The sequence below is a fragment of the Streptomyces sp. DT2A-34 genome, from assembly GCF_030499515.1.
Classification (GTDB): Bacteria; Actinomycetota; Actinomycetes; order Streptomycetales; family Streptomycetaceae; genus Streptomyces.
Window position 1 is genome coordinate 2,986,720 of record NZ_JASTWJ010000001.1, and the last position, 18,093, is coordinate 3,004,812.

18 protein-coding genes are annotated in these 18,093 nt (G+C 69.9%); 7 read left to right on the forward strand and 11 right to left on the reverse strand.

Annotated features, from left to right (window positions below; all coding sequences use genetic code 11):
* The first annotated feature begins 198 nt into the window (after positions 1 to 198).
* The gene (nucS, locus tag QQM39_RS12860; RefSeq protein WP_301996840.1) at positions 199 to 870 is read left to right on the forward strand and encodes an endonuclease NucS; all 672 of its coding nucleotides are present in this window, start codon (positions 199 to 201) and stop codon (positions 868 to 870) included.
* A gap of 79 nt (positions 871 to 949) precedes the next feature.
* Here nucS and QQM39_RS12865 read toward each other — a convergent pair whose 3' ends face one another.
* The 4 genes from QQM39_RS12865 to QQM39_RS12880 all read right to left on the reverse strand — a co-directional run bounded on the left by QQM39_RS12865 (position 950) and on the right by QQM39_RS12880 (position 5,847).
* The gene (locus tag QQM39_RS12865) at positions 950 to 3,553 is read right to left on the reverse strand and encodes an ATP-binding protein (protein WP_301996842.1); all 2,604 of its coding nucleotides are present in this window, start codon (positions 3,551 to 3,553) and stop codon (positions 950 to 952) included.
* A gap of 261 nt (positions 3,554 to 3,814) precedes the next feature.
* The gene (locus QQM39_RS12870) at positions 3,815 to 4,138 is read right to left on the reverse strand and encodes an STAS domain-containing protein (RefSeq protein ID WP_030046661.1); all 324 of its coding nucleotides are present in this window, start codon (positions 4,136 to 4,138) and stop codon (positions 3,815 to 3,817) included.
* A gap of 216 nt (positions 4,139 to 4,354) precedes the next feature.
* A complete protein-coding gene (locus tag QQM39_RS12875; RefSeq protein ID WP_301996844.1) occupies positions 4,355 to 5,203 on the reverse strand; it encodes a 3-hydroxyacyl-CoA dehydrogenase family protein in 849 nt (282 codons plus the stop codon).
* Positions 5,204 to 5,340: 137 nt separating this feature from the next.
* Positions 5,341 to 5,847, reverse strand: a complete 507-nt coding sequence (locus QQM39_RS12880; protein ID WP_301996845.1) for a hypothetical protein — start codon at positions 5,845 to 5,847, stop codon at positions 5,341 to 5,343.
* Positions 5,848 to 5,974: 127 nt separating this feature from the next.
* On the opposite strand from QQM39_RS12880, the gene QQM39_RS12885 reads away from it, so the two are divergent.
* The 3 genes from QQM39_RS12885 to QQM39_RS12895 are packed head-to-tail and all read left to right on the forward strand — an operon-like array spanning position 5,975 to position 8,049.
* Positions 5,975 to 6,703 carry an ABC transporter ATP-binding protein gene (locus tag QQM39_RS12885; RefSeq protein WP_302003568.1) on the forward strand — a complete coding sequence of 243 codons (729 nt, stop codon included), beginning with the start codon at positions 5,975 to 5,977 and terminating at the stop codon, positions 6,701 to 6,703.
* 10 nt (positions 6,704 to 6,713) lie between these two features.
* Complete coding sequence (locus tag QQM39_RS12890; protein WP_301996846.1) at positions 6,714 to 7,463, forward strand: ABC transporter permease; 750 nt, start codon at positions 6,714 to 6,716, stop codon at positions 7,461 to 7,463.
* 13 nt (positions 7,464 to 7,476) lie between these two features.
* A complete protein-coding gene (locus QQM39_RS12895; protein WP_301996847.1) occupies positions 7,477 to 8,049 on the forward strand; it encodes a cob(I)yrinic acid a,c-diamide adenosyltransferase in 573 nt (190 codons plus the stop codon).
* 123 nt (positions 8,050 to 8,172) lie between these two features.
* Here the strand turns inward: QQM39_RS12895 and QQM39_RS12900 are convergent, their stop codons facing one another.
* Positions 8,173 to 8,361: a DUF5708 family protein gene (locus QQM39_RS12900; RefSeq protein WP_301996848.1), complete on the reverse strand. Its 189-nt coding sequence runs from the start codon at positions 8,359 to 8,361 to the stop codon at positions 8,173 to 8,175.
* Positions 8,358 to 8,945, reverse strand: coding sequence for a hypothetical protein (locus QQM39_RS12905; RefSeq protein ID WP_301996849.1), 588 nt, complete (start codon positions 8,943 to 8,945; stop codon positions 8,358 to 8,360). The genes QQM39_RS12900 and QQM39_RS12905 overlap by 4 nt, the downstream gene beginning before the upstream one ends.
* A 152-nt stretch (positions 8,946 to 9,097) precedes the next feature.
* Between QQM39_RS12905 and QQM39_RS12910 the strand changes: the two genes are divergently transcribed.
* From QQM39_RS12910 to QQM39_RS12920, 3 genes are all read left to right on the forward strand, one after another.
* Positions 9,098 to 10,288 carry a sensor histidine kinase gene (locus QQM39_RS12910; RefSeq protein ID WP_301996850.1) on the forward strand — a complete coding sequence of 397 codons (1,191 nt, stop codon included), beginning with the start codon at positions 9,098 to 9,100 and terminating at the stop codon, positions 10,286 to 10,288.
* Entirely contained in the window at positions 10,285 to 10,926 is a 642-nt protein-coding gene (locus QQM39_RS12915; protein ID WP_301996851.1) for a response regulator transcription factor, read from the forward strand. The genes QQM39_RS12910 and QQM39_RS12915 overlap by 4 nt, the downstream gene beginning before the upstream one ends.
* 135 nt (positions 10,927 to 11,061) lie before the next feature.
* A complete protein-coding gene (locus tag QQM39_RS12920; RefSeq protein WP_301996852.1) occupies positions 11,062 to 12,888 on the forward strand; it encodes a glycoside hydrolase family 18 chitinase in 1,827 nt (608 codons plus the stop codon).
* A gap of 73 nt (positions 12,889 to 12,961) precedes the next feature.
* Here the strand turns inward: QQM39_RS12920 and QQM39_RS12925 are convergent, their stop codons facing one another.
* The 5 genes from QQM39_RS12925 to atpA form a co-directional block, all read right to left on the reverse strand.
* The gene (locus QQM39_RS12925) at positions 12,962 to 13,408 is read right to left on the reverse strand and encodes a DUF2550 domain-containing protein (RefSeq protein ID WP_062709764.1); all 447 of its coding nucleotides are present in this window, start codon (positions 13,406 to 13,408) and stop codon (positions 12,962 to 12,964) included.
* Positions 13,409 to 13,570: 162 nt separating this feature from the next.
* A complete protein-coding gene (locus QQM39_RS12930) occupies positions 13,571 to 13,945 on the reverse strand; it encodes a F0F1 ATP synthase subunit epsilon (RefSeq protein ID WP_301996853.1) in 375 nt (124 codons plus the stop codon).
* 131 nt (positions 13,946 to 14,076) lie between these two features.
* The gene (atpD, locus tag QQM39_RS12935) at positions 14,077 to 15,513 is read right to left on the reverse strand and encodes a F0F1 ATP synthase subunit beta (protein ID WP_217213150.1); all 1,437 of its coding nucleotides are present in this window, start codon (positions 15,511 to 15,513) and stop codon (positions 14,077 to 14,079) included.
* Positions 15,513 to 16,430, reverse strand: coding sequence for a F0F1 ATP synthase subunit gamma (locus QQM39_RS12940; protein ID WP_301996854.1), 918 nt, complete (start codon positions 16,428 to 16,430; stop codon positions 15,513 to 15,515). Before QQM39_RS12940 ends, atpD begins: the two co-directional genes overlap by 1 nt.
* A gap of 21 nt (positions 16,431 to 16,451) precedes the next feature.
* The gene (atpA, locus tag QQM39_RS12945; protein ID WP_301996855.1) at positions 16,452 to 18,059 is read right to left on the reverse strand and encodes a F0F1 ATP synthase subunit alpha; all 1,608 of its coding nucleotides are present in this window, start codon (positions 18,057 to 18,059) and stop codon (positions 16,452 to 16,454) included.
* Between the last annotated feature and the right edge of the window lie 34 nt (positions 18,060 to 18,093).

An 18,093-nucleotide genomic window follows, 5' to 3' on the forward strand; every position in this document is an offset into this window, starting at 1 on the left:
ACACTCTGCGTACACGCCTCGCGACCTCCCGTTTAATACCGTAGGCAACAGACGGTGACGGCACCAGGAGAATGGGTACATGCGCAGTCCTCGTTAGGCACACAATCGGCCAGAAATGAACAGGGGCAGTCCGGGGTCATACGGACTCCCCCAGGGCGAATCGCGTCGACACCGGCCCGTCGAGTAGCGTTGCCGACCATGCGTCTCGTCATTGCCCGATGCTCCGTCGACTACGCGGGCCGGCTCACCGCCCACCTGCCCTCGGCGCCCCGTCTGATCCTGGTCAAGGCGGACGGCAGCGTCTCGATCCACGCGGACGACCGGGCCTACAAGCCTCTGAACTGGATGTCGCCGCCCTGCACCCTGAAGGAGGGGGACGGCGAGCAGCAGGACGTCTGGACGGTCACCAACAAAGCGGGCGAGAAGCTCATCATCACGATGGAGGAAATCCTCCACGACTCCTCGCACGAACTCGGCGTGGACCCCGGCCTGATCAAGGACGGCGTGGAAGCGCACCTCCAGGAACTGCTCGCCGACCGCATCGAAACGCTCGGCGAGGGCTACACGCTCATCCGCCGCGAGTACATGACGGCCATCGGGCCGGTCGACATCCTGTGCCGGGACGCCGAGGGCCAGACGGTCGCCGTCGAGATCAAGCGGCGCGGCGAGATCGACGGCGTGGAGCAGCTCACGCGCTATCTGGAGCTGCTGAACCGGGACCCCCATCTGGCGCCCGTCCGGGGCGTCTTCGCGGCACAGGAGATCAAGCCGCAGGCCCGCGTCCTCGCCACGGACCGCGGCATCGGCTGCCAGGTCCTGGACTACGACGCGATGCGCGGGATCGAGGACGACAAGCTGCGGCTGTTCTGACGCGCCCGTTCTGGGCGGTTGTACGACGACGAGGGCCGGGTCCGCAGGGTGGACCCGGCCCTTCTGTCTTGATCGATGGTCAGATCACGGCGTCCGAGCCGGTGCTCGGCGTACCCGCGTCGGTGCTCTGCGGGGCGCTCGCGGAGCTGGTGGTCTCCGTCGGGCCGGACGGGGCCGGGCCGCTGGCCGACGTGGAGGTCGACGGGGATTCCGTCGGCGGCGTCGTCGGGTCGTCCGTCGGTGTCGTCGTCGGGTCGTCCGTCGGTGTCGTCGTCGGGTCGTCCGTCGGATCGTCGGTGGGGTCGTCCGTCGGATCGTCCGTCGGCGGCTTGGTCGTGGACGGTGGCTTGGTCGTCGACGACGGCGGCTTCGTCGGCGAGCTCGAACCTCCGCCCGAGCCCTGCGTACCGGTCGGGTCGTCCGACGGCCCGTCCGTCCCCGTCGGAGTCGGGTCGTCGGACGTGCCGTACGTGCCGTCGGGGCCCGGGTCCGTGGGCCGGCTCGTCGCCGTGCCCGTGTCGCCGGAGCCCTTGCCGTCGTCGCCCTCCGCCTTGTCGGCGCCGATGCTGTCGTCGCCGAGGCCCTGGCTGGCGGACGGGTTGACGCCGACCTGGGTGGACGGGGTGCCGGGGTCGTTGTCGGAGGTCGCGCCGAGCGTCACCACCGTGCCGAGCACGGCCACGAGCAGCGCGCCCGAGCCGGCCGCGACGAGGTTGCGCCGGGCGAAGTTCCGGACGCCGCCGCGGCCCTTGTGCGAGGTCCCCTGGGACGACGGCGAGGAGGGCGACGACGCCCGGTGGGTGACCAGCGTCGTGGCGTCCCCGGCGGGCGGGAAGGCGGCGGCCGGTACTCCTCCCGGCGGCGACTGCGACTCCTCGTACCGCGCGCCCGACACCTCCTCCCCCGCCGTGGCCCCGAACCCGGCCACCCCCGGCGTCGTACCGGAGCGGTCCGAGACCAGCGCGAGGGCGCGGCGGCCCGCGACCGTGCCGCGCTTGTCGGCGAGGGCGCCGCGCAGGCCGATGGAGGTCTCCAGCTCGGCCCGGGCCCGGTCCAGCCGGCCGCCGCAGAGCGCGAGGATGCCCAATTCGTGGTGGAAGTAGGCCTGTTCGGAGACGTCACCGGCGAGGCGAGCGGCCTCGGCGCCGGCCCGCAGCGCCCGCTCCCAGGCGCTCCAGTACAGGCCCGCGGCGAACGCGGGCGCGGCCGTACGGGCCAGCTGCACGGCCGGGCTCTCGTCGCCCTCGGCGGGCGGTGTCGTAGCCGGCACCAGCACGCCCAGGGTGGCGAGCACGGCGTCCGCCTCGGCGCACACGCGCTCCGGCGTGACCGAGGGGTGCCCGGCCCACCAGGCGTAGTGCCGGGCGGCGGTGAGGGCGCTGTCCTGGACGTCCTCGGCGTATCCGACGGCCTCCAGCTGGGCCTGGACGCCGGCGGCGAGCCGGTAGCGGGAGCCGACCGGCGTGACCAGCCCGCACTCGGCCAGCTCGCCCAGTGCGGCGTCGGCGTGGGTGTCACCGACCAGCGCCGGCAGATGGGCCTGGTGCGGCACCTCGCCGCCGAGCGCGACGGCGAACTTCAGGGTGGCGCGGGCCGAGGCGCTGAGCCGTGAGGCGAGCAGCGGCGCCGGGCCGGCCGCCTCGCCGAGCGACGGCAGCGGCACTTCCTCGCGGCCGGCCTCGTCGCCGAACGGCGCCTCGAAGGGGGCGTCGACCGGCGCGTCCACCAGCGGCGGCGCGTCCTCGAAGACCCCGAACTCGTCGACGGCGTCCGCGCCGGCCCGCAGCCGGTCCCGCTGCCGCAGCAGCGCCCCGGCCTGGACGAACCGCAGCGGCAGGCCCTCCGACTCGAACCACAGGTCGCCCGCCCAGTTCAACTCGTCCTCGGTGAGGACCCGGTCGACGCCCCGCTCCAGGAGCTCCACGCTCGCGGCCCGGTCGAGACCGTCGAGGGCGACGTCCTCGATGCCGGACTCGACGGACGGCGCGGGCGCGTCGGGCGGGACGCCGAGCACGAAGGCGCACTCGGGGGTCGCGTCCAGCAACTCGTCGAGGGCGGCGCCGCCGAACTCGAGGTCGTCCAGGACGACGACCGCGCCGATCTCACGGACGAAGGCGAGCAGTTCGTCCTGTTCCGGGCGGTGCAGGGGGGCGCTGTAGACGGCGTAGAAGAGGTCGTGCAGCAGGTCGGTGGGCGTGCGGTGGAAGCCGGTGAGGCGGACCACGCCGTCGGGGGCGAGGTCCGCGCAGTCCTCGGCGACGAGGTCGAGGAGGCTGGTGCGGCCGGCGCCCGGGGAGCCGACGAGGCGTACGGAGCGGCCGCGGGCGAGCAGCCGTACCAGCTGTTCGCGCTCGTCCTGGCGGGACAGCAGCGGCTGTGCGGGACGGGGCGGGCCGGGTGGGACGGGCGGTCTGACGGCGCGGTCGGCCTCGGCGCGGTCGGCCGGGCTCAGCTTCTCGGGCCGCCCGGGGCGCTCCGCGGGCGGGCAGACCTCTATCTCGCTGCCGTCGACGGGGTTGACGGTGAGCAGGAAGTCGCCCGAGACCAGTTGCACCGTGCGGGCAAGTCCGGGCGCGTGCTGTCCGAAGTCGGGTGTGAGGGGATCCCTGGGCGGGCGCTGGCGCGACGCCTGACCGTCGCCATCGTGTCCGTACTCCTCGGGTCCCCGGTTGTTCGGGTCCATAGCTTCAAGCCCCCCAAAAGCGTCGTGTGCTGCGGGTCCTGGCCCCTCCCGGCCTTTGCACACCGCGCTGTCGCTTCTGGTCCGGGCCCGCTCGAAGGGGTTTGTCTAGTCGGCGGGCAGCCGAACCCTAAACCTTCGCACAGTATCTACGACAGGTCGGGGTACCGCGCCGCCCGAGACATCACAGTCTCGTGAGGATTGTGCCCGACGTACGCTTCGCAGACGGAACGCCCGACTGTCCCGCCCCACCCGTGCCGGGGGTCACACCCGGGGCAGGGACTCCACCCCGATGCCGCCCTCGATCGCCAGGATCCGGTGCAGCCGGGTGGCCACCAGCAGGCGCTGCATCTGCGGCGGCACGCCGCGCAGCACCAGGCGCCGGCCGCAGCGGCCGGCCCGCCGATGGGCCCCCATGATCACCCCGAGTCCGGTGGCGTCCCAGGAGTCCAGCTCGGACAGGTCGAGCACCAGATCGCCGACTCCGTCGTCGACGGCCGAGTGCAGGACCGTACGGGCGTCCGCCGCGCTGCGGACGTCGAGGACGCCCCCGACGACCAGTTCGGCGTGGTCGCCCCTGATGTGCATATGCGCTCCCCAAGCGTGCGTTCGTGCTCCGCGATGAGTTGTCTGTGGCTGTGGCTGCTGTAGCTGTGCCTGTGTTCGCTATGAGTCTTCGCTGTGACGGGTGATGCAACCTCTGACTGCGTTGAGCCGTCAGAGGTTGCCGTCTGTAAGCGAACCGATACCGAATTCACCCCATCGCGTGATGGGCGCGGGGGCTGTGCGGTGGTCTACGAAACCTCAGTAGCTGTAAAAGCCTTGCCCGCTCTTGCGGCCGATGTCACCCGCGTCCACCATCCGGCGCATCAGCTCCGGCGGGGCGAACTTCTCGTCCTGGGACTCGGTGTAGATGTTGCTGGTCGCGTGCAGCAGGATGTCGACGCCGGTGAGGTCCGCGGTGGCGAGCGGGCCCATGGCGTGACCGAAGCCCAGCTTGCAGGCGAGGTCGATGTCCTCGGCGGTGGCGACGCCCGACTCGTAGAGCTTGGTGGCCTCGACGACGAGGGCCGAGATGAGACGGGTGGTCACGAAGCCGGCGACGTCCCGGTTGACGACGATGCAGGTCTTGCCGACGGACTCGGCGAACTCCCGTGCGGCGGCGAGGGTTTCGTCACTCGTCTTGTAACCGCGGACGAGTTCGACGAGCTGCATCATCGGGACCGGCGAGAAGAAGTGCACACCGACGACCCGCTCGGGACGCTCGGTGGCCGCCGCGATCTTGGTGATCGGGATGGCGGAGGTGTTGGAGGCCAGCACGGTGTCCTCGCGCACGATCTTGTCGAGCGTGCGGAAGATCTCGTGCTTGACCTCGAGCTTCTCGAAGACGGCCTCGACGACGACGTCCGCGTCGGCGGCGGCGTCCAGGTCGGTGGTCGCGGTGATCCGGGCGAGGGCCGCGTCGGCGTCGTGCGCCTCCAGCTTGCCCTTGCTGACAAACTTGTCGTACGACGCCTTGATGCCGTCGGTGCCACGCTTGAGAGCCTCGTCGGTGACGTCCCTGAGGACGACGTCCCAGCCCGCCTGAGCGGAGACCTGGGCGATCCCGGAACCCATCAAGCCGGCGCCGATGACGGCAAGCTTCCGTGCCACTGTTGCGACTCCCCTTTGAAACGCCTTACACCCTGTTTAGGTTGCCTCTTCGGCGGACCTTAGCGGTCGTGAGGGACTGTGTGACCGGTTAGTAACGCGAGTCACGTCTCATCTGACGGACATCACACCGGCACGGGTCATTCCGCGCGTCGGACGGCGTAGTTGAGCACCTTTTCGCTCAACAGCTCCTCGATGTCGTCGAGAAGCACGAGCACCTCACGTGATACTTCGTCCGGATTGCACCCCTTGAGCATCTCGCGGCCGACGGCGACGAAAACCGTCTGGTGACACCAGGAGATCTGACCGGCGATCAGGCCCGGCAGCGGGTCGCCTTCGGGCGCGCCGGCCTCCTCGCTGAGGGTGGCTTCGAGGTGGTCGTGGATCTCCTGCTGGAGGCTCCAGAGTCGGGAGCGCAAGGGCGGCGCCTCGTGGATGACGCGCATGAAGCGGTCGTAGCCCTCCATGAGGCCGAGCCTCGGGGAGACCGCCTCGGCCTCGGCACGCAGCTCGCGCAGTACGGCCCGGGCGGCCGACTCCCCGTGAACCCGTCCGCGCACCCAGCGGGAGAGCTGCTCGACGACGCCGGCGGGCGCCTCCGGCGAGGCGGGCGGCAGCGGGGTGCGGCGCGCACCCCGCTGCCGCATATATCCCGGTCAACCAGATACTGCACATTCCCCTGAGCGACCCGGTGCCGCACATTTGAGCGGTACCCCAAGGGTTCCCACCCAGCCTCCCTGCGTCTCAGCCTCCGCTCAAGCCGCCCGCAAGGGCATCGTGGAAGCCGTGCGCGGCATCGACCTGGCCGTCCGCGAGGGCGAGATCCTCGGCTTCCTGGGCCCGAACGGGGCAGGCAAGACGACGACCCTGCGGATGCTGACGACTTTGCTGGCGCCCACCGGGGGCGCGGCCACCGTGGCGGGCTGCGATCTCGCGACCGACCCCGCCGGGGTGCGCCGGGCGTGCGGATACGTGGCCCAGTCCGGCGGGGTCGACCCGCAGATCACCGTGCGGGAGGAGCTGGTCACTCAGGGCCGCCTGTACCGCCTGACGAAGACGCAGGCGACCCGGCGGGCCGAGGAGCTGGCCCGCGACCTGAGCCTGACCGACCTCCTCGACCGCAAGGCCGGCGCCCTCTCCGGCGGCCAGCGACGCCGCCTCGACATCGCGATGGCGCTCACGCACCGCCCGAAGGTCCTGTTCCTCGACGAGCCGACGACCGGCCTCGACCCCGGCAGCCGGGCCGACCTGTGGGACCTGATCCGCCGCCTGCGCGACGAGCACGGCACCACGGTCTTCCTGACCACCCACTACCTCGACGAGGCCGACGCCCTCTCCGACCGCCTGGTCGTCGTCGACCGGGGCGTGGTCGTCGCGGAGGGCACACCGAGCGCGCTGAAGCTGCAGTACGGCGGCTCGATCGACGCCTCCCTCCAGGACACGTTCCTCGCCATCACCGGCCGCAGCGCCACGCCGGCCGACGCCGCCCCCGTAGCCGTATAGGAATCCCCGGATGCTGTTCCAGGACACGGCCCTCATCTACGGCCGTTACCTCCGCCAGTCCCTGCGCTCCCGCTTCGCCCTGCTCTTCGGCGTGCTGATGCCGCTGCTGTACCTGCTCTTCTTCGGCCCGCTCCTGACCGACCTGCCGCTCGGCGGGCGCGGCAGCTCGTGGCAGATGCTGGTGCCCGGGCTGCTGCTGCAACTCGGCTTGTTCGGGGCGTCGTTCGCGGGCTTCTCGGTCATCATCGAGCAGGGCCAGGGCGTGGTGGAGCGCATGCGCGTGACGCCCGTCAGCCGCCTGGCGCTGCTGCTGGGCCGCGTCCTGCGCGACGCCACCGTCTTCGTCTTCCAGGCGGTGCTGCTGGTGCTGGCGGCGTTGGCGATGGGCCTCAGGGCTCCCGTGCCCGGCGTGCTGATCGGCTTCGCGTTCGTCGCGCTGCTGACGGTGTCGCTGGCCTCCCTGTCGTACGCGCTCGCCATGAAGGTCCGCACACCGCAGGAGGTCGGGCCGGCGATCAACGCCATGACGATGCCGATGATGCTGCTGTCGGGCCTGATGCTGCCGATGACACTGGGGCCGAGGTGGCTGGACGTCCTCTCCCACTTCGTGCCGTTCCGCTATCTGGTGGACGCGGTACGGGACGCCTACGTCGGCTCGTACGCGACGGCGCACATGCTGTACGGCGTCCTGGTCGCGCTCGCCTTCACCGCACTGGCCGTGACAGTCGGCACACGCGTGTTCCGAACCGCCGGAGCGTAACTACGCTGGCCACATGGTCAATCTGACGCGCATCTACACCAGGACCGGCGACCAGGGCACCACCGCCCTCGGCGACATGAGCCGGGTCGCCAAGACCGATCTGCGGATCTCGGCGTACGCCGACGCCAACGAGGCGAACGCGGTGATCGGCACGGCGATCGCACTGGGCGGGCTCGACGAGGAGGTCGTCAAGGTCCTCACCCGCGTGCAGAACGACCTGTTCGACGTGGGTGCGGACCTGTCGACGCCGGTGGTGGAGAACCCGGAGTTCCCGCCGCTGCGGGTCGAGCAGTTCTACATCGACAAGCTGGAGGCGGACTGCGACCGCTTCAACGAGCAGCTGGAGAAGCTGCGGTCCTTCATCCTTCCGGGCGGCACGCCGGGCGCGGCCCTGCTGCACCAGGCCTGCACGGTCGTACGCCGGGCCGAGCGCTCCACGTGGGCCGCGCTGGAGGTGCATGGCGAGGCGATGAACCCGCTGACGGCGACCTACCTCAACCGCCTGTCGGACCTGCTGTTCATCTTGGCGCGGACGGCGAACAAGTCCGAGGGCGACGTCCTCTGGGTCCCCGGCGGGGAGCGCTGAAGCAGCCTTGGCGAAGTCGACTGCGGTTCGGCAGCACCCTGAAGGGGCGCGGGGAACTGCGCGACCAGCCTCGACGAGGCCGCGGACGAACAACGGCCCAGCACGGCGCTTCCAGCGGAGCGCTCAGCTGTTCTCCCGCACCCGTTGGTACAGGCCCACGAGGACGAGGGCGCCGCCGACACACATCATCACCAGACCGAACTTCGTCAGCGTGACGACCGGCACGTCCACGTCCTCGGTGAACAACCAAAGCGGCAGGCCGGTCAGGAAGGTGACGATGCCTTCCAGCAGGTTCTTCGACGCCTGGCTCATGACCGGACACGCTCCTCGCCGCTCGTGAGCCCGGACTCCTTCTCGGCGCCGGCGGGGGCCTTCTTCGGCCAGATCCAGTACCCCAGGGCGATCAGGCCGTAGATGCCGACCATGCGGATCGCCACCCACTGGAAGGCCCGGAGGGAGCTGACGTCCCCGGAGTCGCCGACGTACCAGACCGCGAGCTGGAGCAGTCCCAGCGCCACCGCTCCCCCGAACACCGCCCGCAGCCACAGCTTCGCCTCGTGCCGGGCGCGGGCGCGGCCGTAGCGGGGCGGCTTCGGCGGGGGCGGGCCGCCGGCCAGGCGGTGGGCGGCGTGGCCGTCGAGCCAGCGGATCGTGTAGTGGCCGAAGGCCACCGTGTAGCCGATGTAGAGCGCCGCCACGCCGTGCTCCCAGCTCGGCTCGGCGCCGTTCTTCAGGTCGATCGCCGTCGCGACGAACAGGACCAGCTCCAGCACCGGCTCGCACAGCAGCAGCACCACGCTGGTGCGGCGCCACGTCAGCAGGTAGCGCACGGCCAGGCCCAGGGCCAGCAGCACCCAGAAGCCGACCTCGCAGGCGATGATGAGGGCGACGATCACGACTTGCTCCCTTCGGTCACCTGTCCAGGCTCCCGGCGGCCACGCCCCCTTTCGTCGTCGGCGGTGACGAAACCGCCGTACATCGAAAGATGCAGTCCAGGACCCTCCCCCTGAATCAGGCGTCGCCCGCGGGCGCCGTGTTGGATGGAGTCATGGCCCTCCCCCGCCCGCACCGCTTCGACGTGTACATCGGCATCGGCGGGCTGCTCGGCGGTCTGCTGCTGGTGGGCATCGGCCTGGGCACGCGGACCGCCAAGGACCCGATCACGCTCTTCGACGGTCCCTGGCCGATCCTGGTACCGCTCACCGTGATGGCCGGCTGCGAACTGCTGCGCCGGACGGCCCCCCGCGCAGCCCTGCTGATCGGCACGCCCGCGATCTGCGTGGACGTCGTGACCCAGGGCAACCTGGCCACGGTCCTGATGTTCACCGACATCGTCTACGCGGCCGTGCTGTACGGTCCGCTCGCCTCGGCCCGCCGTATCCAGTGGATCACCGGTCTGCTCACGGTGGCCGGAACGCTGGTGCCGTTCGCGGTGTGGCGCGTTCCGGAGGCGCTGCTGATCGGCGTGGTCGTCGGTGTCGTGGCGTACGCGCCCGCCGCCACCGGCTGGATCGTCCGCAACCATCGCGACGCCGCCGAGGCCGCCCGCCTGCGGGCCGAACAGACCGCTCTGCTGGCCGAGATGGACCGCGCCCAGGCCGTGACCTCGGAACGCGCCCGCATGGCACGTGAGTTGCACGACATGGTCGCCAACCACCTCTCCGCCATCGCCATCCACTCCACGGCCGCGCTCTCCATCGACGACCCGAAGACCTCCCAGGAGGCCCTGTCGGTCATCCGCGAGAACAGCGTCGAAGGGCTCGCCGAGATGCGCCGGCTCATCGGCATCCTGCGCGACTCCACCGGCGACACCGAGCCGGTCGCCGCCCCCACGCTCGACGGCCTCGACACCCTGGTCGACGGCGCCCGCACCAACGGCCTCGACGTCACGCTCGACGCCTCCTGCCCCGCCGTCCCCACCCCGGTCGAACTCGCCGCCTACCGCATCGTCCAGGAGTCCCTGACCAACGCCCTCAAGCACGCCTCCCCCGGCCGGGTCAGGGTGGCGGTGGCCCAGCGGGACGGCTGCCTCACCGTCGCCGTGACCAGCCCGTTCGGCGGCGACCGCGAGGGCCCGCGCGCGCCCGGCTCGGGTGCCGGGCTGGTCGGGATGCGGGAGCGGGTCGCGCTGCTGGGCGGCAATTTCGAGGCCGGCCCCGTCCAGGACCCGGACTCGGTCGACGGCAAGATCTGGGCCGTACGCGCCACGCTTCCCGTGACCCAAGGAGACAGAGAATGATCCGCGTCCTGGTCGCCGAGGATCAGTCGGCCGTCCGCGCCGGGCTCGTCCTCATCCTGCGCAGCGCGCCCGACATCGAGGTGGTGGGCGAGGCGGCGGACGGCGCGCAGGCGGTGGCCCTGGCGCGCGAGCTGCGGCCCGACCTGGTGCTGATGGACGTTCAGATGCCGCGCTTGGACGGGGTGTCGGCGACGCGGCAGGTGGTCGCCGAGCGGCTGGCGGACGTCCTCGTGCTGACCACCTTCGACCTCGACGAGTATGTGTTCGGGGCGTTGCGGGCCGGGGCCGCGGGGTTTCTGCTGAAGAACACGGAAGCGAGGGATCTGATCGAGGCCGTCCGGACAGTGGCACGCGGGGAGGGCCTCATCGCCCCGGCGGTCACCCGGCGCCTGATCGCCGAGTTCGCCGCGAAGCCCGTACGGGAACCGACGGCCGACCCGTCGGTGCTGGACAGTCTCACGCGCCGCGAACGCGAGGTGCTGGCCTGCCTCGGGGAGGGGTTGTCCAACGCCGCCATCGCGACCCGTCTCGACATGGCCGAGGCGACGGTGAAGACGCACGTCAGCCGGTTGCTGGGGAAGCTGGAGCTGCGCAGCCGGGTGCAAGCGGCCGTACTGGCGCAGGAGTTGGGGATCTAGCGGAACGGAGCGAATCCGCGAGGGGCAAGTGGTCCAGACCTATTGACCCGTGGTCCAGACCTTTCTATTCTCACCGCACCATGAGTGGGCGTGAGGCTCAGCATGCCCCCCAACTCCCCGACAAGGAGGCGCAGCATGCGCTTCAGACACAGAGCCGCGGCAGGGTTCGCGACCCTGTTGCTCCCCTTCGCCGGCCTGGTCGGCCTCGCGGGCCCCGCCGAGGCCGCGACGTCCGCCACCGCCACCTACGCCAAGACACAGGACTGGGGCTCCGGCTTCGAGGGCAAGTGGACGGTGAAGAACACCGGCACGACCTCCCTCAGCTCCTGGACCGTCGAGTGGGACTTCCCGTCCGGCACGTCCGTCACCTCCGCCTGGGACGCCGACGTCACCTCCTCCGGCACCCACCGGACCGCCAAGAACAAGTCCTGGAACGGCACCCTCGCCCCCGGCGCCTCCGTCACCTTCGGCTTCAACGGCACCGGCTCCGGCTCCCCCGCGAACTGCAAGCTGAACGGCGGCAGCTGCGACGGCGGCAGCGTCCCCGGCGACAACCCGCCGTCCGCCCCCGGTACGCCCACCGCCTCCGACATCAGCAACACCTCGGTGAAGCTGTCCTGGAACGCCGCCACGGACGACAAGGGCATCAAGAACTACGACGTCCTGCGCGACGGCGCCAAGGTCGCCACCGTGACGACGACGTCGTACACCAACACCGGCCTGACCGCGGGCACCGACTACTCCTACACCGTCCAGGCCCGCGACACCGCCGACCAGACCGGCCCGGTCAGCGGCGCCCGCGCGGTGCGCACCACCGGCGGCGACCCGGACCCGGACCCGAACCCCGGATCCAAGGTCAAGCTCGGCTACTTCACCGAGTGGGGCGTCTACGGCCGCAACTACCACGTCAAGAACCTGGTGACCTCGGGCTCCGCCTCGAAGATCACGCACATCAACTACGCGTTCGGCAACGTCAAGGACGGCAAGTGCGTCGTCGACGACACCTACGCCGCCCACGACAAGGCCTACACCGCCGACCAGTCCGTCAGCGGCACCGCCGACACCTGGGACCAGCCACTGCGCGGCAACTTCAACCAGCTGCGCCAGCTGAAGGCCAAGTACCCGCACATCAAGGTGCTGTACTCCTTCGGCGGCTGGACCTACTCCGGCGGCTTCGGCCAGGCGGCGGCCAACGCCGCAGCCTTCGCCAAGTCCTGCAAGGCCGTGGTCGAGGACCCGCGCTGGGCCGACGTCTTCGACGGCATCGACATCGACTGGGAGTACCCGAACGCCTGCGGCCTGACCTGCGACACCTCCGGCCCCGCGGCCTTCAGGAACCTCTCGCAGGCACTGCGTGCCGAGTTCGGCTCGAACTACCTGATCACCGCCGCCATCACGGCCGACGCCTCGTCGGGCGGCAAGATCGACGCGGCCGACTACGGCGGCGCCGCCCAGTACCTCGACTGGTACAACGTGATGACGTACGACTACTTCGGCGCCTGGGACAAGACCGGCCCGACCGCCCCGCACTCGCCGCTCACGTCGTACTCCGGCATCCCGAAGGAGGGCTTCAACTCCGCCGCCGCCATAGCCAAGCTCAAGGCCAAGGGCGTCCCGGCGAGCAAGCTGCTGCTCGGCATCGGCTTCTACGGCCGCGGCTGGACCGGCGTCACCCAGTCCGCCCCCGGCGGCACGGCCACCGGCCCGGCCACCGGCACCTACGAGGCCGGCATCGAGGACTACAAGGTCCTCAAGAGCTCCTGCCCGGCCACCGGCACGATCGCGGGCACGGCGTACGCGCACTGCGGCAGCAACTGGTGGTCGTACGACACTCCCGCCACCATCGGTACGAAGATGTCGTGGGCCAAGACCCAGGGTCTGGGCGGCGCGTTCTTCTGGGAGTTCAGCGGTGACACCAGCAACGGCGAGCTGGTGAGCGCCATCAACAGCGGGCTCAACTAGCCGACGTACCAAGCGACATTGACACTCCCCCAGACTTCGTCCGGGGGGACCCCCACCCAGCGAGTGAATGTGGCTACGCCACATTCACTCGCTGTCCGGGCGGGGCTGCCTCAAGCCACGCGAGAAAACCGGTCAGCGCGTCTTCGCTCATGGCGAGTTCGAGGCGCGTACCCCGGTGCAGACAGGTGAGGATCACCGCGTCGGAGAGCAGCGCCAGCTCCTCCTCGCCGTCGGGGACCCGGCGGCCGGCCACCTCGATCGCGGAGCGCTCCAGGATGCGGCGCGGGCGGTAGGCGTAGGAGAAGACGCGGTACCACTCGATGCGGTCGCCGTTGTAGCGGGCGACGCCATAGCTCCAGCCCTTGCCGCTGGTGTCGGGTTTCTCCGGCACGTCCCAGCGCAGGGAACAGTCGAAAGTGCCGCCGGAGCGCTGGATGAGCCTGCGGCGCAGGCCGAAGACGAACAGCCCCAGCACCACGAGGGCGACAACGATTCCGCACACAGTCAGAGCGAGGACCATCGACACCGACCTCCTCGTCTCCTAGGTAACGGAACGGAAAAAACTTCCATATCTGCCTCAGCCGCGACCGGCACCGGATTGCTCCGGTCCCAGCCGCGGCTGAGTGACGTCGTCGCGTGCACTGTCCCAGAGCCTAAGGGCACTGGGCGGTACCCCCAGGGGTCAGCGCGCCGTCGCCGCCCGCAGACGGACCTCCGCGCGACGCTCGGCGACGTCGTCGCCCTCCGCCTTCGCGCGCTCGAGCTCCCGCTCCGCGCGCTGGACGTCGATCTCGTCCGACAGCTCGGCGATCTCGGCCAGCAGCGACAGCTTGTCGTCCGCGAACGAGATGAAACCGCCGTGCACCGCGGCGATGACAGTTCCACCGTCACTCGTACGGATGGTCACCGGGCCCGACTCCAGCACACCGAGCAGCGGCTGGTGACCGGGCATGACGCCGATGTCGCCGGACGTGGTGCGCGCGACGACCAGGGTGGCCTGGCCCGACCAGACCTCACGGTCGGCGGCGACCAGCGCGACGTGCAGCTCAGCAGCCAAGGTGGCTCCTCGGGTCACCACCCGGCGGTTCTGCCGGGTGTTGGTTACAAGTCTAGTAGGCGTGAGAGAGGGGGCGGGACGAACCCCCGCCCCCTCCATCAAGAGCTCAATGGCTCAAGAGCACCGGTGCGTCAGGAGACGCCCAGTTCCTTCGCGTTCTTCTTGAGGTCCTCGAGACCACCGCACATGAAGAACGCCTGCTCCGGGAAGTGGTCGAACTCACCGTCGCAGATCGCGTTGAACGCGGTGATCGACTCGTCCAGCGGCACGTCGGAGCCGTCCACACCGGTGAACTGCTTGGCGACGTGCGTGTTCTGCGACAGGAAGCGCTCGACGCGGCGGGCACGCTGGACGACCAGCTTGTCCTCCTCGCTGAGCTCGTCGATACCGAGGATCGCGATGATGTCCTGGAGGTCCTTGTACTTCTGGAGGATCCCCTTGACACGCATGGCGGTGTTGTAGTGGTCCGCCGCGATGTAGCGCGGGTCCAGGATGCGGGACGTGGAGTCCAGCGGGTCGATCGCCGGGTAGATGCCCTTCTCGGAGATCGGACGGGACAGCACCGTCGTCGCGTCGAGGTGGGCGAACGTGGTGGCCGGGGCCGGGTCGGTCAGGTCGTCCGCGGGGACGTAGATCGCCTGCATCGAGGTGATCGAGTGACCACGGGTCGAGGTGATGCGCTCCTGGAGGAGACCCATCTCGTCGGCCAGGTTCGGCTGGTAGCCCACCGCGGAGGGCATACGGCCGAGCAGGGTCGACACCTCGGAACCGGCCTGCGTGAAGCGGAAGATGTTGTCGATGAAGAACAGCACGTCCTGCTTCTGGACGTCGCGGAAGTACTCGGCCATGGTCAGGCCGGCCAGCGCGACGCGCAGACGGGTGCCCGGGGGCTCGTCCATCTGACCGAAGACCAGGGCGGTCTTGTCGATGACGCCCGACTCGCTCATCTCGTCGATGAGGTCGTTGCCCTCACGGGTACGCTCACCGACACCGGCGAACACCGACACACCGTCGTGGTTGTTGGCGACGCGGTAGATCATCTCCTGGATGAGCACCGTCTTGCCGACACCGGCGCCGCCGAACAGACCGATCTTTCCACCCTTGACGTACGGGGTGAGCAGGTCGATGCACTTGACGCCGGTCTCGAACATCTCGGTCTTCGACTCGAGCTCGTCGAAGTTCGGGGCCTTGCGGTGGATGGACCAGCGCTCGCCCTCGTAGGTCTCATCGACGTTCAGCACCTCACCGAGGGTGTTGAACACCTTGCCCTTGGTGAAGTCGCCGACCGGGACGGTGATGCCCTTGCCGGTGTCGGTGACCGCGGCCTGGCGGACCAGACCGTCGGTGGGCTGCATGGAGATGGTGCGGACCAGGCCGTCACCCAGGTGCTGGGCGACCTCCAGGGTCAGGATCTTCTTCTCGCCCGCGTTCGCCGGGTCGGCGACCTCGACGTGGAGGGCGTTGTAGATCTCCGGCATCGCGTCGACGGGGAACTCCACGTCGACGACCGGGCCGATGACCCGGGCGACGCGGCCCGTGGCCGTCGCGGTCTCAACAGTGGTGGTCATTAGCGGTCACTCCCCGCGGTCGCGTCGGCCAGGGCTGCGGAGCCACCGACGATCTCGCTGATTTCCTGGGTGATTTCGGCCTGGCGGGCCGCGTTCGCAAGCCGGGACAGCGTCTCGATGAGCTCTCCGGCGTTGTCGGTGGCCGACTTCATCGCGCGCCGCGTGGCGGCGTGCTTGGAGGCGGCCGACTGGAGCAGCGCGTTGTAGATACGGCTCTCCACGTAGCGCGGCAGAAGGGCGTCGAGGACGTCCTCCGCCGAGGGCTCGAAGTCGTACAGCGGAAGGATCTCGCCCTTGGACGGAGCCTCCTGCGCGACCTCTTCGAGGCTGAGCGGCAGCAGACGCGCATCCAGCGCCTGCTGGGTCATCATCGAGACGAACTCGGTGTAGACGATGTGGAGCTCGTCCACGCCGCCCTGAGCCGTCTCCGTCTCGATCGCCTCGATCAGCGGAGCCGCGACCTTCTTGGCGTCCGCGTACGTCGGCTCGTCGGTGAAGCCGCTCCACGACTCCGCGATCTTGCGCTCACGGAAGTTGTAGTGGGCGACACCGCGCCGGCCGACGATGTACACGTCGACCTGCTTGCCCTCGCGCTCCAGGCGCTCGGTCAGCTGCTCCGCCGCCTTGATGGCGTTGGAGTTGAAGGCGCCGGCCAGACCGCGGTCGCTCGTCAGGAGCAGCACCGCGGACCGCGTGACCGTCTCGGCCTGCGTGGTCAGCGGGTGCTTGGTGTTCGAGCCGGTGCCGACCGCCGTGACCGCGCGGGTGAGCTCGGTCGCGTAGGGCGTGGAGGCCGCCACCTTGCGCTGCGCCTTGACGACGCGCGAGGCGGCGATCATCTCCATCGCCTTCGTGATCTTCTTGGTCGCGGTGACGGATCGGATGCGACGCTTGTAGACCCGGAGCTGGGCTCCCATGAGTCAGGTCCCTTCCTTACGTCACTTGGAGGCGCTGGTCGCCTTCGGGGCGGCCGGAGCCTCTTCGCCGAGGAGCTTGCCGTCCGCGGTCTCGAACTGCTTCTTGAACTCCGCGATGGCGTCGGCGATGGCGGTGAGCGTGTCGTCCGACATCTTGCCGCCCTCCTTGATGGAGGTCATGAGGCCCTGCTCCTTGCGGTGCAGGTACTCCAGGAGCTCCTTCTCGAAGCGGCGGATGTCGGCGACCGGCACGTCGTCCATCTTGCCGGTGGTGCCGGCCCACACCGAGACGACCTGGTCCTCGGTCGACATCGGCTCGTACTGGGCCTGCTTCAGCAGCTCGACCATGCGCTGACCGCGCTCCAGCTGCGCCTTCGACGCGGCGTCCAGGTCGGAACCGAAGGCGGCGAACGCCTCCAGCTCACGGAACTGGGCGAGGTCGACGCGCAGACGGCCCGAAACCTGCTTCATCGCCTTGTGCTGCGCGGAACCACCGACTCGGGAGACGGAGATACCGACGTTCAGCGCGGGGCGCTGACCGGCGTTGAACAGGTCCGACTCCAGGAAGCACTGGCCGTCGGTGATGGAGATGACGTTGGTCGGGATGAACGCCGAGACGTCGTTGGCCTTGGTCTCGACGATCGGCAGACCGGTCATCGAGCCGGCGCCCATGGCGTCGGAGAGCTTCGCGCAGCGCTCCAGCAGACGGGAGTGCAGGTAGAAGACGTCACCCGGGTAGGCCTCACGGCCCGGCGGGCGGCGCAGCAGCAGGGACACGGCGCGGTAGGCGTCGGCCTGCTTCGAGAGGTCGTCGAAGATGATGAGGACGTGCTTGCCCTCGTACATCCACTGCTGACCGATGGCCGAACCGGTGTACGGCGCCAGGTACTTGAAGCCGGCCGGGTCGGACGCGGGGGCGGCGACGATGGTCGTGTACTCCAGCGCGCCGTTCTCCTCCAGCGCGCCGCGGACCGACGCGATCGTCGAGCCCTTCTGGCCGATGGCGACGTAGACGCAGCGGACCTGCTTGTTCGGGTCGCCGGTGCGCCAGTTGTCACGCTGGTTGATGATCGTGTCGACGGCCAGGGCGGTCTTGCCGGTCTGGCGGTCACCGATGATCAGCTGACGCTGGCCACGGCCGATCGGGGTCATCGCGTCGACGGCCTTGTAGCCGGTCTCCATCGGCTCGTGCACCGACTTACGGGCCATGACGCCCGGAGCCTGCAGCTCAAGGGCGCGGCGACCGCTGGTCTCGATCTCGCCGAGGCCGTCGATCGGGTTGCCGAGCGGGTCGACGACGCGGCCGAGGTAGCCCTCGCCGACAGCCACGGAGAGGACCTCACCGGTACGGGAGACCGGCTGACCCTCCTCGATGCCGCTGAACTCACCGAGGACGATGGCACCGATCTCGCGCTCCTCGAGGTTGAGGGCGAGGCCGAGGGTGCCGTCCTCGAACTTCAGCAGTTCGTTGGCCATGGCCGAGGGCAGACCCTCGACCTTCGCGATGCCGTCGCCGGCAAGGGTGACCGTACCGACCTCCTCGCGCGAGGCCGCGTCCGGCTTGTACGACTGGACGAACGTCTCCAGCGCGTCCCGGATCTCCTCCGGCCGGATCGTGAGCTCCGCCATCTGGGTTCCCTGCTCTCCTTGTTGGGCCCGAAGT

Bases quoted from the DNA above. Each gene is read 5' to 3' on its own strand.
- QQM39_RS12895 (WP_301996847.1), top strand. From the start codon at position 7,477: ATGGTCAATCTGACGCGCATCTACACCAGGACCGGCGACCAGGGCACC.
- QQM39_RS12900 (WP_301996848.1), bottom strand. From the start codon at position 8,361: ATGAGCCAGGCGTCGAAGAACCTGCTGGAAGGCATCGTCACCTTCCTG.
- QQM39_RS12865 (WP_301996842.1), bottom strand. From the start codon at position 3,553: ATGGACCCGAACAACCGGGGACCCGAGGAGTACGGACACGATGGCGAC.
- QQM39_RS12880 (WP_301996845.1), bottom strand. From the start codon at position 5,847: ATGCGGCAGCGGGGTGCGCGCCGCACCCCGCTGCCGCCCGCCTCGCCG.
- atpD (WP_217213150.1), bottom strand. From the start codon at position 15,513: ATGACCACCACTGTTGAGACCGCGACGGCCACGGGCCGCGTCGCCCGG.
- atpA (WP_301996855.1), bottom strand. From the start codon at position 18,059: ATGGCGGAGCTCACGATCCGGCCGGAGGAGATCCGGGACGCGCTGGAG.
- QQM39_RS12910 (WP_301996850.1), top strand. From the start codon at position 9,098: ATGGCCCTCCCCCGCCCGCACCGCTTCGACGTGTACATCGGCATCGGC.
- nucS (WP_301996840.1), top strand. From the start codon at position 199: ATGCGTCTCGTCATTGCCCGATGCTCCGTCGACTACGCGGGCCGGCTC.
- QQM39_RS12940 (WP_301996854.1), bottom strand. From the start codon at position 16,430: ATGGGAGCCCAGCTCCGGGTCTACAAGCGTCGCATCCGATCCGTCACC.
- QQM39_RS12920 (WP_301996852.1), top strand. From the start codon at position 11,062: ATGCGCTTCAGACACAGAGCCGCGGCAGGGTTCGCGACCCTGTTGCTC.
- QQM39_RS12890 (WP_301996846.1), top strand. From the start codon at position 6,714: ATGCTGTTCCAGGACACGGCCCTCATCTACGGCCGTTACCTCCGCCAG.
- QQM39_RS12925 (WP_062709764.1), bottom strand. From the start codon at position 13,408: ATGGTCCTCGCTCTGACTGTGTGCGGAATCGTTGTCGCCCTCGTGGTG.
- QQM39_RS12915 (WP_301996851.1), top strand. From the start codon at position 10,285: ATGATCCGCGTCCTGGTCGCCGAGGATCAGTCGGCCGTCCGCGCCGGG.
- QQM39_RS12870 (WP_030046661.1), bottom strand. From the start codon at position 4,138: ATGCACATCAGGGGCGACCACGCCGAACTGGTCGTCGGGGGCGTCCTC.